Annotated in this window: 14 protein-coding genes and 1 pseudogene; 14 read left to right on the top strand and 1 reads right to left on the bottom strand. The window is 52.5% G+C overall.

All coding sequences use genetic code 11. From position 1 onward, the window contains the following. Positions 1-316: 316 nt before the first annotated feature. The 14 genes and pseudogenes from tssD (ACAW74_RS12585) (at position 317) to ACAW74_RS12520 (ending at position 14,977) form a co-directional block, all read left to right on the top strand. A complete protein-coding gene (gene tssD, locus ACAW74_RS12585) occupies positions 317-571 on the top strand; it encodes a type VI secretion system tube protein TssD (protein WP_370698551.1) in 255 nt (84 codons plus the stop codon). Further along, positions 528-1,088 (top strand): annotated as a pseudogene (gene tssD / locus ACAW74_RS12580) (type VI secretion system tube protein TssD); the annotation flags it as partial. The gene tssD (ACAW74_RS12585) and the pseudogene tssD (ACAW74_RS12580), both read left to right, overlap by 44 nt. Positions 1,089-1,162: 74 nt before the next feature. Further along, on the top strand, positions 1,163-1,378 hold the full coding sequence (locus ACAW74_RS12575; protein ID WP_370698667.1) for a hypothetical protein: 216 nt from the start codon (positions 1,163-1,165) through the stop codon (positions 1,376-1,378). A gap of 15 nt (positions 1,379-1,393) precedes the next feature. Further along, entirely contained in the window at positions 1,394-1,981 is a 588-nt protein-coding gene (locus ACAW74_RS12570) for a hypothetical protein (protein ID WP_370698550.1), read from the top strand. 930 nt (positions 1,982-2,911) lie between these two features. Next, positions 2,912-5,293, top strand: a complete 2,382-nt coding sequence (locus ACAW74_RS12565; RefSeq protein ID WP_370698661.1) for an RHS repeat-associated core domain-containing protein — start codon at positions 2,912-2,914, stop codon at positions 5,291-5,293. Between the two features lie 7 nt (positions 5,294-5,300). Then, entirely contained in the window at positions 5,301-5,624 is a 324-nt protein-coding gene (locus ACAW74_RS12560; RefSeq protein WP_370698549.1) for a hypothetical protein, read from the top strand. 368 nt (positions 5,625-5,992) lie between these two features. Then, a complete protein-coding gene (locus tag ACAW74_RS12555; protein ID WP_370698548.1) occupies positions 5,993-7,654 on the top strand; it encodes a S8 family serine peptidase in 1,662 nt (553 codons plus the stop codon). Positions 7,655-7,809: 155 nt separating this feature from the next. Further along, positions 7,810-9,477: an amidase gene (locus ACAW74_RS12550; protein ID WP_370698547.1), complete on the top strand. Its 1,668-nt coding sequence runs from the start codon at positions 7,810-7,812 to the stop codon at positions 9,475-9,477. Between the two features lie 168 nt (positions 9,478-9,645). Next, positions 9,646-10,950 carry an aminotransferase class I/II-fold pyridoxal phosphate-dependent enzyme gene (locus tag ACAW74_RS12545; protein WP_370698546.1) on the top strand — a complete coding sequence of 435 codons (1,305 nt, stop codon included), beginning with the start codon at positions 9,646-9,648 and terminating at the stop codon, positions 10,948-10,950. A 138-nt stretch (positions 10,951-11,088) separates the two neighbouring features. Then, positions 11,089-11,274, top strand: a complete 186-nt coding sequence (locus tag ACAW74_RS12540; RefSeq protein WP_015334094.1) for a BF3379 family histone-like protein — start codon at positions 11,089-11,091, stop codon at positions 11,272-11,274. Positions 11,275-11,577: 303 nt separating this feature from the next. Further along, positions 11,578-12,603 (top strand): rod shape-determining protein, encoded by a 1,026-nt coding sequence (locus ACAW74_RS12535; protein WP_015334093.1) that lies wholly within the window; start codon positions 11,578-11,580, stop codon positions 12,601-12,603. Between the two features lie 99 nt (positions 12,604-12,702). Then, positions 12,703-13,539 (top strand): rod shape-determining protein MreC, encoded by an 837-nt coding sequence (gene mreC / locus ACAW74_RS12530; RefSeq protein WP_370698545.1) that lies wholly within the window; start codon positions 12,703-12,705, stop codon positions 13,537-13,539. A 72-nt stretch (positions 13,540-13,611) separates the two neighbouring features. Further along, complete coding sequence (locus tag ACAW74_RS12525; RefSeq protein ID WP_370698544.1) at positions 13,612-14,118, top strand: hypothetical protein; 507 nt, start codon at positions 13,612-13,614, stop codon at positions 14,116-14,118. A 235-nt stretch (positions 14,119-14,353) separates the two neighbouring features. Further along, positions 14,354-14,977, top strand: a complete 624-nt coding sequence (locus tag ACAW74_RS12520) for a sigma-70 family RNA polymerase sigma factor (RefSeq protein WP_015334090.1) — start codon at positions 14,354-14,356, stop codon at positions 14,975-14,977. 453 nt (positions 14,978-15,430) lie between these two features. Here the strand turns inward: ACAW74_RS12520 and ACAW74_RS12515 are convergent, their stop codons facing one another. Then, positions 15,431-15,733, bottom strand: a complete 303-nt coding sequence (locus ACAW74_RS12515; protein WP_370698543.1) for a hypothetical protein — start codon at positions 15,731-15,733, stop codon at positions 15,431-15,433. Positions 15,734-15,881: the final 148 nt, after the last annotated feature.

Raw genomic sequence — 15,881 nt, 5'->3', positions numbered from 1 at the left:
GGGTACGATCTTGATGGCGCTGACCGTGGAAACGCACGCTTGACAGCCGCAAGTACGGGTACAGTCTGAATGTGTACATATGATCCCGAAACGGAGCGCATAAAAGTGGTCGTTCAGCCGGGATTCGCCAAGAGTATTTATTAGAGGGCACCAGCTGGGTACGTTCCGATGTCGCCGCTTACTCAAAACAAATTGCCTTCGGGGGGGCATTAAGTCGTGAGGTACGTACATTGGTGACTAATCGGCTTAGCCGTTACGGTGCGACCGGTCAACTAGCCAGTCGTAACGGCTCACAGCGCGGCCAAATGCGTAAGACATGGCATCATTCACAGCATTTCTGGAAGTAGGCGGGAAGAAATACCCCTTGTATCGATACGAGCTCTACGTGCGTCAGGAGGTTGACGAACTAGGTCGACCGGCTTCGCCCGTGCTGGGCGGCACCATCACGTGCACGCTGACTATCCCCGCTGATCAGGACTCATTTCTGTATCAGTGGATGGTCCGGGGGCGCGTACGCCTCGCCTACCATGCAGCAGGATGGCAAAGTGCGCCTGTTACAGGCCTCGTCTAAAGCGACCGAGAAGACAATCAGTTTCTTCAACGCCTATTGCACGGGGTTGGACGTCAGCTTTCTGCCAGGTCAGGGTGGGCCTTCTTCCTCCAAAGCAGGCAGCAGTCAGGTTCAGCTACAGATCAGCCCCCAGCGGATTGCGATCGGTGCTGTTGTACATGACAATAATTGGCCACTGGAAAGCCACGGCGCCGGTGAATCGTTTGTCAAGCAACGAACGACCCTGCAAGTTTCTCAGCCCACTTTAACGTTTGCATCGGCGGGGGCTACAATTCCGGCTATCAGTACTCCAATGGTCGCCAGCGGCCCTCCAGCGGCCGCCATTGAGAGCCAGGTTTCGACCTGCCCGGAATCGGTACGGGCGGCTTTGCAGCGAGCCGTTGATGCCAATTGCAAAAAAGCGAAAGCGTCGTGTAAAGGCAATGATTCCTGTGCGATACTGGCCGTAAAATGGGAAGCGCAGCGGGCCTGTGCCATGGCCCGCTGGAAGATCATGGTGAAATGTTACAAAGGCGGCGACACTCGCCACAAGGAGGAGGTGAATAACCGATTTAGAGGTATGGCTCATTGTGAGGAGCTTATACTCAAAAAATGCCGACCCAATCCCGAGCCTTCGTTACAGCCCGCCCCCCAACCGGCTCCAAAGCCATCGTCATTACCCAGCCCGCCAGCCCGCAATATGACCCCAACTTTATCCGGAAAATGGAGCAGCTAACCGGCCTGACGGGGGCAGCTCTACTTATCTACCTAATTATATCGGAAGGCTCACGGCTCTTTCCTCCCCGAAACTTAATTCCCATCCCTTAAATTCGCTTATAGCCTATGACCAGCCAAGACCTCCTCGCCCAACTACGGGTGGCTTTCGCTAACGTAGCGCAGCCGACCGATACGCAACTTATTTACGACAACTCCGGCACGCACGATGAATGTGAGCAAATCAAACGGGCCTTTGCGGGACGTACCTGGCAATCGCTCGACGTACCCTTCATGGTTGAGGAGCGCAACAGTTATTCGTGTTTCAGCAGCGAGGCGTTCCACTATTATTTCCCGGCATTTGTGCAATTGATACTGATCAACTTCGACGAGGCCGACGACCTCCCGCGCAACCTGGTCAGCGCGCTCACCCTGCCTACTGAGTATGATGCCGTGGCCATGGCTGGGCGGGTCAAGAACCTAGGGCTGGACAAGCAGATGCCTGAGGTTGACTTTGATTACATCCTGCGAAACCAACTGCATTTTACCAATCAGGATGTTCATAATTTCTTCGCCCGCTATGGGGCGTTTAGTCGGGAACAGGGTCGCGTTACCCGCCGGTTTCTGCAATACCTGCAAACGGAACACGCCGACGAGTTTTTCCACGACGAGCCCGCCACGGCTATCCAACGCTATTGGTTTAAGTTTACCGACTAAGCCGCTACCGGCTGAGGTGCAACCTGTTTCGCCTATGTATTGCTAGCGCCTACTTTCGGGCTAGCTATAAGTAAGTGAGCATAATTAAAGTATACCATTTGTGAAAGGCTAGCTTACCACGCTTCTTGACCAATCGCTTGGCAGTAGGAGTAGGCAATTTAAAGCTATCACAAATAAACATTAAACTAAAAATAGTTACTTGGGAAAATAGCGTTTAATTCTGCTCAATTACTTATTCGCAGTAAGCTAGGTCTCGAACAAGTTGCCAAACTATAGCCATGCCAAAATTAACAGAACAAGACGCCATCAAAATAGCAGCATATGCCCTGCAAACCTACAAAATGGGATTCGACACCTCTGAAGGGTTTCAGGCTCGGTATGTGCAAAACAAGCTACTTCGAGATGGGCAAATCGATTCTGTATGGATTATATCATATGTGACCCCACCAAGTCTGTTCGAACAGCATGACCATTTTATGTACATCAGCGATACTAAAGGTGAAGTATTATACACAATGACATAAAGTGGTTACGTAGGGTGATAAACATCAGTACAGGTGAGTTTAAACATGCACCTTTTTAAAGTACCTTATTGATCCGTGAGTGAGTCTGTAAGGGCAGGCAAGGTAACTATGCTACTGCTGGGTCTCATGGGCAGATGCAAGAGAAAAGACTTTACGAACTAATTCATGGGTCAATATTAGAACTAGCCTCGTCAGATCGACCGGATGGGCCTTAATATGTCGACTACGGGCAGTGATAGCGAAGAAGGTACATAGGTATATGTTGTAAGAGACTTGTGGTTAGTGCCCTCTAAACTGTTCGTTAGCAAACTAAAAGCGTTAGAAGCCGTTAACGAGTTCTACCAGTTAGGTGAGCCAAGTCGTATGTTAAGCTGGATTTATGGCGATGAAGTAAAAGTTCCAGAAAATTTTTGATGAATGTCGCCGTTGGGCGTATAGCTACAACGAGCAAGGCTTGCTGGTTGGGCAAACCGACCCGCTGGGTGCACAAACCCGCTATGTCTATGATGAGCAGGGGAGGCTCATTACCGTTGTCAATGCGCTGGAGCAAACCACGCAACTTCGCTACGATGAGCGGCATCAACTGGCGCACATCATCACACCAGACGAGCAAATCCGATCAAGAGGCTATGATGCGCTTGGGCGCTTGACAACCCTGACCGACCCGATGGGCGCTGTTCAGGTGCGCCGCTACGATCGGTCGGGCCAACTGGTCCAGCTTACCGAGCCGGATGGAACCCAACAAACACTGGTCTACGATGGAGTGGGTAACGTAATCGAAGCTCGTCAGAGTGAGCAATTGGTTACGTTCACATATACTGGCCAGAGTCGGTTGAGTCAGCGGCGGCAGGCTGGGCAGCAGGTGGGCTTCAGCTATGACAAAGAAGGTCGGCTGACGGGCCTGACCAACGAAGCAGGCCTGCTGTATCGCTTTGGGCTGGATGCCAACGGGCAGGTAGTGGAAGAAGAAGGCTTCGATGGCTTGCTCCGCCGGTATGAACGCGACGCCGCTGGCCGGGTGACCACCGTATTGCGCCCCGCCGACCGATACACCACCTACGCGTACAGCCCAACCGGGCAGATCAGGACAGTGCAATACAGCGATGGCACGACCGAACGCTACGACTACGATGAAGTGGGGGCCTTGATCCGGGCGGAGAACGAGGCCACGACGGTGCGCCTGGAACGCGACGCGCTGGGCCGGGTACGTTGGGAATCGCAAGGCGAGCATTGGGTCGAGTACAGCTATGACGCGCTGGGGCAACGTACCCAGGTACGTTCATCGCTGGGGGCCGATCTGGCGCTTGCCTACGACGCGCTGGGCAATGTGCGACAGATGGCGGCGGGTAGCTGGCAGGCCCGGTTTGGCTACGACAGCCGGGGCTTGGAAGTGCAGCGCACCCTGAGCGGGAATCTGCAGATCGGCTGGCAACGCGACGCGGCCGGTCGGCCCACACAGCAGCGCATTACGGCGGGCAGCCACGCTACTCGACAACGTACCTACCAGTGGCAAACGGGGGATATCCTGAGCCAGATTGAGGACAGCATGACGGGCATAACCCGCTACGAGCACGACGTATTCGGGGCATTGACCAACGCGCACTATGGCGATGGAAGCCAGGAAGTGCGTCGGTCCGACGCGGTGGGTAACCTCTACGAAAGCGAAGCCAAAGACGACCGACAGTATGGGCCGGGTGGGCAGCTTCTCAGCAGTCGGGAGGCGACGTATCACTACGACGCTGAGGGCAACCTGACGCAGAAGATGACCCGCCAGGGCGAGGTCTGGCACTACGAGTGGGCGGGCAACGGTATGCTGACCAGCGTACTGCGCCCCGATGGACACCGCGTGTCATTCACCTACGACGCGCTGGGTCGCCGCCTGAGCAAGCGCTACAAAGGCAAGACGACGTACTGGCTATGGGAGGGCAATAAACCTCTACACGAATGGGCGGAGCTGGGCCTGGACGGTACTAACACTGAGGCGATCATCACCTGGCTGTTCGAGGAAAATAGTTTCGCACCCATTGGCAAGTTGCAGGGCGCCAGCCGCCAGAGTATCCTGACCGATCACCTGGGTACACCGCTGGATATGGTCGATCAGGGCGGGCAACGTACCTGGTCGGCGCAGACGACGGCCTACGGGCGGGTACGGATACAGGAAGGCACACGGGCGGCTTGTCCGTTCCGGTTTCAGGGGCAGTACGAGGATGTGGAGACGGGCCTTTACTACAACCGCTTCCGCTACTACGATCCGCAGCAGGGGGGCTATGTCAGTCAGGATCCTATTGGGTTGAAAGGTGGAATGGGGTTATACAGCTACGTTGAAAACCCCGCGACGTGGAAAGACGTTGCTGGGTTAAGTGGTATGCCTTCTTTTGATGAGTTGAAACAGATGGCGCAGACCACCTTAGATTTTTCAACTTCTAAAGATGGAGCTGTATTTTGGTCTGGAAAAAATATGAATACTGCTCAAGAATGGGCAAAACGGGTGGGTAAGACAACGCTTGAACAGACTGTTGGTGGTAAATATTTGGATGAACTAAAATTATTCGAAAACTTGCCAGGAAAGCAAGCGGCCGAAATTTGGGATATTGCCTCCAAGCGTTTTGCAGAGTCCGCCTCCGGAACGGTGAGTGTGTTCTCAACGGGTGCTAAAAAGATCGGAGATTACGGTATGCGAACTTGGTGGAGAATCGAGAAGCCGGCCCTGTTGAAGAATTCGCTTGTGTCATCAATCATACGAATGCGGAAAGATGGATTGCCTGTGGGTTCTGTCAAGTGTAAATAAATTGGCTATGGGGGAGAAAAAACTTAATTCAGATGAGTTTGCTTTTATGCAAGCACTAAAGGCCGATTTTTCAACAGGCCCAATGGTTGAGGTTAATATAGAAGCTGGTTACAAGATTAAAATTATTGGTAGAGGTGAACAGTTATTTTACCAGCAGGAGGATAAGGCACTCATCTGTGAAATTCAGGTACGGAATGATCTTATTTATCGGGATAGTATTAAAAGATGGGATGACGGTAGCTGGATTGATGAAAATCAAAAAGAGATAATACTTCATCGTATCATAAACTACTTCAGGATGTTTCAAGGTGTAGAGGCCAAAGTAGTTTGAACCGAGTGCCTTGCAAGGTAGAGGAACACGCTATTCCGTAACTAGAGTCAATGTAAGTTGTCAAGTAGCCATATTATTATTTTATTTTACTAAACTTATAAGGCATTTAGCTTCGCCCCAACCGGTAAATTGCAGGGCGTGAGTCGCCACAGCGGTTACCTGAGTACGCATTTGGTGGCGATCGATCAAGGTGAGCAACGTACTTGGACCGCGTTATCCGGATCTGCTAGGCTTGTCAGTAGGAGCGATTTGTCTGTCGACAACGTACCTGAGTAGAGCTTGTACAGCAGCCGTTTAAGTCCGTCTTTTTTGATTTTATAACAAAAACGGGTGTGCAGAAACGGGGGGCGTTTGCGTTATTTACGGTAATGAGACAGAAAACGTATTGGATTCGGCCCCTGGCAATGGCCGTTTGCGCTGGCCTTGGCATTGCCACACAAGCTCTGGCCCAATCGATGGTTGTGAGACCACAAGGCCAATTTGATCAATGGTCTTACAAAGACCCCGCTACTGACTCGATCCCCGGTATCAGCCTCGACAAAGCCTACCAACTACTGAAGGGCCGCAAATCGGTGCCCGTTACGGTTGGGGTGGTCGATTCGGGTATTGATATAGCCCACGAAGACCTGCGCGACGTGGTTTGGGTAAACCCAAACGAAAAGCCGGGCAACAACGCCGACGACGATAAAAACGGGTACGTTGATGATCTGAACGGCTGGAATTTCATGGGGGCGAAAGATGGCACGACCTACGAAGCCGATCAGGATGAGGTGACGCAGATCATCACGCTCTGGGAACCCAAGTATGGCAATGCCGACCGGACTAAACTCTCGCCTGCACAACAAAAGCAATATGATATTTACCAGAAAGCCAAAGCCCGGGTTGGCGAGGCCGACTCCCGGTTTGCTTACTGGCGCTATGTCATTCGGGATCAGACCCGCTACGAGGCGGGTATCGATCAGGTAATTCAGGCGGTGAAGGATAAACCCTTTTCGGCCGAAAGCATCGCCAGCGCCGAGGTAGGCAAAGACTCTGCTGCCCTTGGGGCCCGGTCGTTTATGAGCGAACTATTCATGGCGCAGTTTGGTACGTTCCAGAACATGGGCGACCGCCTGAAACTGGTGTACTCACGCCTGAAACCGTTGCTCGAAGGCGAAATCGACAAGCACGAGAAAGAAGTCGCTACGGCCAAAAACGGTCGTAAAGCCGTAGGTGACAACCCCGACGACCCAAGCGAGCGGTACTACGGCAGCCCGAAACTGGTTATTGGTAGCTCGGAAGAACTGGCCATGCACGGAACCCACGTAGCAGGCATCATTGGCGCTAAGCGGGGCAATAACGTCGGCGTCGATGGCGTGGCTGATAACGTCCGCCTGATGATGGTCGGCGTGGTGCCCAGCGGTGGCGATGAGCGCGACAAAGACGTGGCCAACGGCATCCGGTATGCGGTCGACAATGGGGCCAAAGTGATCAACATGAGCTTCGGCAAGCGTTTCTCGCCCTACAAAGACGCTGTCGATGCGGCCATCCGCTATGCCGAATCAAAAGATGTATTGCTGGTGCATGCGGCCGGCAACAACGCCGAGAATGTGGATTCGCTGCCAACGTACCCACGGCCGCAGTATGAAGATGGTCAACTGGCGAAAAATTATATCACGGTGGGGAATTCGACCCGCCGGATGGATTCGGGCCTGCCCGCGTCGTCGTCGAACTACGGCCAGACGAGTGTCGACTTGTTTGCCCCCGGCACCGACATCGATGCCACCACGCCGCACAACGCCTACCAGAGCCTGACTGGCACGAGTATGGCTGCTCCGTGCGTAGCGGGGGTCGCGGCACTGCTTCGGTCGTATTTCCCCAAACTGACCGCCGTGCAGGTGAAGGAGATCTTGATGAAGAGCGCTTACAAGCCTGATGTTATGGTGCGCGTGCCAGGTACCAACCGGATGGCCCCTTTCAGCACCCTTAGCATTTCGGGCGGTATCGTCAACGCTGCCGAAGCCGTGAAGCTAGCCATGACGGTGAAGTAAACCGGAAGGATTGGAGTATCATGCAAGCCCCGACTGGCCCCGCCAGTTGGGGCTTGTCAGTTTAAAGGGCAGTAAGGCTATAACTGGCTTAAAAAGAGGTGGGACGAAGCGCATGTAGCCCAACGATTCAATCGGTCAATTGCCGATATTGCGGTATGCATAAATCGTTACGTTTCATCACACTCTGCGCTGTCTCCTTTGCGGCTGGCGCGTTCTTCAACCATCACGACGACCCCGCTCAGCCCCTCACGGCCGAAATGGCCGACGTTGCCTCGCGGGTATTTGGGATTCCATTTACACAGGCCGAGCGCGATTCGATGCTCGACAACCTCAACGATCAGCGCAAAGACTTCGAAACCATTCGGGCGGTCGATCTGAAAAATGATGTGGCCCCGGCGCTCTATTTCAATCCGTTGCCAACGGGCTTCCAACTGCCGCAGGGGGCCGATTCGTTTGCGGCGTCGGTGGTGGGTCAGATACGTCTGCCGGCTAATCGCGACGAGTTGGCTTTTTACACCGTCGCGCAATTGGGTGAACTGATACGTACCCGGCAAATCTCGTCGGAAGAATTGACTCGTTTTTTCCTGAACCGGCTCAAAACCTATGGGCCGCGCCTGTTCAATGTGATTACGCTCACTGAAGAACTGGCGATTGAACAGGCTCGCCGCGCCGATGCCGAACTGAAAGCAGGAAAGTACCGGGGGGCCTTGCACGGCATTCCCTACGGTGCCAAAGATTTGCTGGCCCGCCGCGGCTACAAAACGACCTGGGGTTCGGTGCCGTACAAAGACCAGAAACTAGACTACGACGCCACGGTCGTCAAACGTCTTGAAGAAGCGGGAGCCGTGCTGTGTGCCAAACTGGCCGTTGGCGAATTGGCCTGGGGCGACGTTTGGTTTGGAGGGATGAGCCGCAACCCCTGGAAACCCGAAACCGGCTCGAGCGGCTCCTCGGCGGGCTCGGGCAGTACGGTATCGGCTGGCTTACTGCCCTTCGCCATCGGCACCGAAACACTGGGCTCCATCGTGTCACCTTCGACGGTCTGCGGCGTCACGGGGCTGCGCCCCACGTTTGGGCGGGTCAGTCGGCACGGGGCTATGGCACTGGCCTGGTCGATGGACAAGATTGGCCCTATGACGCGGAGTGTTGAAGACTGCGCACTGGTTTTCCGGGCTATTCAGGGCCCCGATGGCTTCGATCCCACCGTACTAAAAACGCCATTTAAATACGCGGCGCTGCCATCGCTCAAAGGCGTGCGGGTGGGTATTGTACAAAAAGCATTCGACAGCGAGTATCCGAACAAAGCCAACGACCAAGCTACGCTCGAAACTCTCCGCAAGCTGGGAGCTACGCTCGTGCCTATTGAGTTGCCGCCGTTCCGCTACGGCGCGCTTTCGCTCATTATCGGTGTGGAAGGTGGGGCTGCATTTGACGAGCTCACCCGCTCGGGTCGCGACGATCAGATGGTGCGGCAAATGAAAGCCGCCTGGCCCAACGAGTTCCGGTCGGCGCGGTTTATTCCGGCGATCGAGTACGTGCAGGCTAACCGCATACGTACCCAGCTTATCAACCAAATGTACGATGTGCTCAAAAAAGCGAAGGTCGATGTGTATGTCACGCCAACCTATGCCGGTGGTAATTTGACACTCACTAACCTCACGGGGCATCCGTGCGTAGTGTTACCCAACGGGTTTAATGCCGCAAAAACGCCAACGAGCATTACCTTCAATGGACAGCTTTTTGCCGAAGGGCAGATACTCGCCGTAGCCAAAGCCTACCAGGACGCCACCGACTGGCACAAAAAACACCCTACGCTTAATTAAGCATTAAAAAGTAAGCGTGGAAGGACTTGACTGTAGCCGAATGTTACGTTCTGGACTACGTAGCGCGTACTCTGTTTCCTTAATTCTTTATTCTTAATTCTTAATTTATGTATTTTTGCACTAAACATGTTAAAAACAAGCCATTAAGGCTTAAAACGGCAATATAAAGTGGATTTATTTGAGAAGCTACGAACCAATCTTGGTCCTATCGGCGGCGCAGCACGCGAGTATAACGGTCACCACTATTTCGCGTTTCCGCGTCTGACGGGTGAATTAGGGCCGCACATGACCTTCAACGGTAAGAAGATGCTCAACTGGAGCCTGAATAACTATTTGGGCCTGGCCAATCATCCCGAAGTGCGTGAAGCCGACGCGCAAGCCGCTGCCGACTGGGGGTTAGCCTATCCGATGGGCGCCCGCATGATGTCGGGCAACAGCGAACTGCACGAGCAACTGGAAAAAGACCTGGCTGAGTTTGTGGGTAAGGAAGATGCCTTCCTGCTCAACTACGGTTACCAGGGCGTCATGTCGGCGATTGAAGCGCTCGTCGATCACCGGGATGTGATCGTTTACGATGCGGAATCGCACGCCTGCCTGATCGACGGTATACGGCTGCATAAGGCCAAGATGGGTGAGTACTACAAATTCAACCACAACGACATGGCTAGCCTGGAGAAAAACCTTCAGCGGGCCACGAAGAAAGCTGCCGAAAAAGGCGGTGGTATTCTCGTGATCACCGAAGGTGTGTTCGGCATGTCGGGTAAAGTTGGTAGCCTGGATCAGATTGTCGCGCTCAAAGAAAAATACAACTTCCGCCTGCTGGTCGACGACGCCCACGGCTTCGGTACGATGGGCCCCACGGGCGCAGGCGTAGGCGAACTGCTCAACTGCCAGGACGGTATCGATATTTATTTCTCGACGTTTGCCAAGTCAATGGCAGCGATCGGTGCCTTTGTCGCAGCCGACCACGACATCATCATGTACCTCAAATACAACATGCGTTCGCAGACCTACGCCAAGGCCTTGCCGATGCCGTTTGTAGTAGGTTGCATGAAGCGACTGGAGCTGATTAAGAAACACCCCGAACTGCGCGAGAAGCTGTGGGAAAACGTGCGTGCGCTGCAAAACGGTCTGCGCGAGCGGGGCTTCAACATCGGCGAAACCACATCGCCCGTTACGCCCGTACTGATGCAGAACAACGGCGGGGTCGTAGCGGCGGCTAACATGATCAAAGACCTGCGTGAAAACTATGGGGTCTTCTGCTCAATTGTCGTATACCCGGTTGTACCGAAAGAGGTAATCATGTTGCGGATCATCCCGACGGCGGCTCACACGCTGGAAGATGTCGAGTATACGCTGAACACCTTCAGCGCCATCTCCGATAAGATCGAAAATGGCTTCTACGTGCAGGAAAAACCCTCTGGATTGACTGCAATGGCCGAATCGGCCGTCACGGAGACTGCCGCTGAGTAAGGTATTGGGGTTTAAGTAGGATTATTCGGTTATTTTTTTGACGTGCCTCTTGTTGTGTATGTCAGAATAGCTATATTTCCGCCGAAATGCGCGTTTTTAGCGTATTTAAGCACTTTTTCACACTTAAACCCCAATCGTATGACACGCTTTGAGGAGATTAAAAACCTGGTTATGTCGCTAGAAGGAGACTTTGATAAATTCTACGATAAAAAGAACCAGGCCGCCGGAACTCGCGTACGGAAAGGCATGCAGGACTTGAAAACGATGGCCCAGCAGATCCGCGCTGAAGTTCAGGATCAGAAAAACGCTGCTACTCAAAAGTAATCGTTCACTGCATCGAACTCGCTAAACCCGCTCTAACCTTGTGTTGGGGCGGGTTTGGTATTTTTAGGGCAGGCTGTGAGTTCCTCAAGAGCCTCTAATTCGCTAACGCTCACGGACAAAAAGAAAAGTCCATTCAGGCAGTGGGCTAAAGTTCTATTTAATTATCCCTACTTTTGTCATAGCAATCGGTCATTAGTCATTAGTCATCGATTATTGGTTGCTTACACGAGTTACAGATTGTCCATGACTAATGACCAGTGACCCCAACACGCAAGCTCTGCTTATATACGTAACCAGCCTGAAATGGGACTTTTTAATTTTCTGACCAGCGATATTGCCATTGATTTGGGGACGGCTAATACCCTCATTATTCACAAAGACCGGATCGTAGTAGACGAACCGTCGATCATCGCTATGGACAAAGTCAGCGGGAAAGTGCTGGCTATTGGGCATAAGGCGATGCAGATGCACGAAAAGACCAACGAAAACATCAAGACCATCCGCCCGCTGAAGGATGGCGTAATCGCCGACTTTACGGCTGCCGAGCTGATGATCCGGGGGCTGATCAAGATGATCGAATCGGGCAATCGGCTGTTTTCGCCGTCGCACCGTATGGTCATTTGTATTCCGTCGGGCATTACGGAGGTAGAAAAACGGGCTGTCAAAGATTCCGCCGAACACGCAGGCGCCAAGGAAGTATACATGGTGCACGAGCCGATTGCCGCAGCTATCGGTATCGGTATTGATATTACCCAACCCAACGGCACCATGATCGTGGACATTGGGGGTGGTACTACCGAAATCGCGGTTATCGCCCTGTCGGGTATCGTTTGTGAGCAGTCGATCCGGATTGCCGGTGACGTGTTTACCCGCGACATTGTCGATTACATGCGCCGCGAGCACAACCTGCTCATCGGTGAACGGTCGGCTGAGCAGATCAAGATGGAAGTTGGCTCGGCCCTGCCCGAACTCGACAACCCGCCCACCGATTACGAAATCCGGGGTCGTGACTTGATGACGGGTATTCCTAAAGAGATTAAAGTAACCTACAGCGAGATCGCTTACGCGCTCGACAAGTCGATTTCGAAGATTGAAGAGGCCGTAATGAAAGCCCTGGAGGTATCGCCGCCCGAGCTATCGGCCGATATCTACACCAACGGTATTCACCTGACGGGTGGCGGGGCACTGCTGCACGGTCTCGACAAGCGTCTGGCAACGAAAACTAAACTGCCGATCCACGTGGCCGATGATCCGCTTAAGGCCGTTGTGAAAGGCACGGGTGAGGTGATCAAAAACCTCGACATGTACAAGTCGGTGCTGATCTCATAAGTAGCCCACACACGTAGAGACCGGTCCCGTTCGGGCGCAGCGGCAATCCGTCGCGCCCGAACGGGACCGGTCTCTACAGGTATACCCACCTTCCGCCGCGTGGAACAACTCTTTGCCTTTATTGCCCAGAGCCGCAACTTCATTCTGTTTGTGTTGCTCGAAGTACTGTGCTTTTACTTCGTGGTAAACACGAATAATTACTGGAGCGCGAGCTTTTTCAATACATCCAACCGGTACGCGGCGCAAATGTTGGCGTGGTCAAACTCGGCTCGTGAATACACCAACCTGCGGCAGGTAAACGCGGATCTGGCAGCTGAAAACAAGCAACTGTTAACTCAACTGACACAACGTCAGCAAGGCAGCCCGGTGGCCCCGACAGCTTATAAAGCCGACTCATTGTTTGCCAACCGGTTTCAGTTTACGGTGGCCAAAGTGATCAATAACACCACCACGCTGGCTAACAATACGCTAACCATAGACAAAGGCACAGCCGACGGCATTCGGCCCGGTATGGGCGTTATTTCGCCAACGGGGATTGTGGGCCGGGTACGATTCTGCAACGAACATTACTCCGTTGTTACCTCAATTCTGCATTCCGAATTTAGAGTGTCGGCCAGACTGGTGAAGGCCGAAGAAATTGGCACTGCCCGTTGGCCTGGTATCGATCCAACCCGCATGACGCTGGTCGATATCTCGCGAAACAAGACTGTCAGTAAAGGTGATTCGGTGATGACATCGGAATACAACTCCGTGTTTCCGCCGGGTATCCTGATTGGTCGGATCAGCGAGGTACGTACCCAGGCCACGCAGCCTTTCCACGACCTCAGCGTGGCGCTGTCCACGAATTTCAGCAGCCTGCTCTATGTCTATGTCGTTGATAATAAACAGGCCGAGCAGCAGTCGCAGGTTGAAAAACAAATCGATAGCGAGAAGTAACGATAAAATAGCTATTGGCTGTCTGCGTTACCTTCGCGGATAACTGCCAGCTCCGCCTACTGCCATTCTCTCATGACGCTCCGCGAAATCATCACGATCAGCCTCTTATTTCTGCTTTACCTTACGCTTCAGATTCTGATTGTCCGGAACCTGGTTATCTTCGACTATGGCTTCTGTTTTCTGTATGTGGCCTGTATCTTATTGCTGCCCAATGAAATAAGTCAGACAGTACTATTGCTGCTGGCTTTCGCAATTGGCATCATCGTAGATACATTTTATAATACACTGGGCATGCACGCCGCCGCTACGGTGCTGATGGCCTACCTGCGGCCACTGATTGTGCGCGTACAAATGGGGCAACGAATGCTCGAATCGAGGGTCGTATTTACGTTGCAGGAACTGGGTTTTACCGACTTTTTCAAGTATGTCATTGTGCTGGTGCTGATTCACCACAGCGTGCTGTTCCTGATCGAGGCAGGCAGCATTTCGCTGCTGCTACCCAGCCTGTTACGCACGCTGGCGAGCGCGCTGTTCACCACGCTGAGCATCGTGTTGATTCAGTTCTTCACCCGGAATTAACGGCATGTCGGGCAAGCAGAAGCTATGCCAACACACGTACCTGACACCAAAGGCGGAAGTAAACACAACAGAAAATCGTTTAGTTCTGCCATTTTGACCGATAAAGCTTTTTCTTGAACAAAGGTTTGGTTTTTGCAGTACACTAGTACTGGCAACTGCCAGTGTAGCTCGCTCCCCAAGGTATAGTTAATTTACTGGCGGCAGTTGAGGCTAACCGACTTTAACGCCTACATTTATGTCGACAATGCCCGAAACTATGTCAGACTCGACACCTTCGCCTACTCGCGGATACACTGAAGAGCAGAAGTACCAAATTTTCAACAAGGAGTTCATGCCCCACATCGACTCCATGTACAATTTTGCCTTCCGCCTGACAACAGACGAGGACGATGCCAACGACCTCGTGCAGGACACGTATCTAAAGGCGTTCCGGTTCATCTCTTCATTTGAGCAGGGAACCAACGCCAAAGCATGGCTGTTCAGAATCCTGAAGAATAGCTTCATCAACGATTATCGGAAGAAAAGTAAGGAACCCGCCAAAGTCGACTACCACGACGTTGAGACGACCTACAATTCGGAAGACTCGGAAACCGAACACACAGTCGACCTGCGGGCCGAGACAGTGTCGGACCTGATTGGTGATGAAGTAGCTACAGCCCTAAACTCATTACCCGTCGATTTTCGGACGGTCATTATTCTCTGCGACATCGAAGGATTCACGTATGAGGAGATGGCCAAGATTTTAGACATTCCCATTGGTACGGTTCGGTCGCGCTTGCACCGGGCTCGTAACCTATTGAAAGAGAAACTGCGCGATTATGCGGCTTCAATGGGATATAACGAAAATCTTGACGACTGATAAGAACTTTTTCGATACATAGTTTGGTTAGACTAACAACGACAATATAACTAATCTTGGAATAAATAAAATTTTTCCAATGCAAACGTCTTTGCCCAAATCACCGTCGGAGGCCCCGAGGAGTATGAAGCATGAGTGCGAGCACCAGGCCGACTGTTTGAAATTCATTCAAATGGTACTTGATGGAGCGGGAAACGAACAGGACCTCGACCGTCTGCAGCGTAACTTAGAATCGTGCCAGCCTTGCATTCAGATGTATCATCTCGAACAAGAGGTAAAGGCACTCTTACAAAACCGGATGGAAAAGCGGTGCTGTCCAGAGAAGATTATCGAAAATATCCGCACCCGTATCGCTGCGTTCAGCTAAGTCGGGAGAAAGACATTACCAAAACGGGGTACGTTAAACGCATTTGTTTAACGTACCCCGTTTCTTTTTCGAACGTACCCAACTCGTTATTGGCAGTTTTTAGCCAGATCGGCCCGGGCTTGCTGAATAGCAGTAACGCTGGCCTGAGTTACGAATGAGCAGTTCTGGGCAACAGCCAAATAATTGTCATACGCAGCGACCACCGCTTTGCAGTTCGCGTTGGTTTGGGCGGTAACGTATGCCTGCACAGCCGCCGAATAAGCATTGGCCTTTTCGGTAACGTTGGCTTGTGTACAAGAGGTATTGGCGGCGGGATCACTCGATTTCTTGCAACCAAAAATCAGGCTCAACAAAAGAGCCGTCGATAAGAGAAGGGGTCGGGCATTCATGACATAACAGCGTTTAACGGTGAAGGATGGATTGACGCTCAACTGGTTGCGTGATCAACTTTATACGAATCGACCAGTTTGGCTTAGCAACAACATTACGACGATGCATAGGGCAAGCGAATGCCTTTCGCTCAAAAGTGGCCTCAAT

This window comes from Fibrella musci, assembly GCF_041321105.1.
Lineage (GTDB): Bacteria > Bacteroidota > Bacteroidia > Cytophagales > Spirosomataceae > Fibrella > Fibrella musci.
This window is presented reverse-complemented; position numbering and strand designations above follow the sequence as displayed.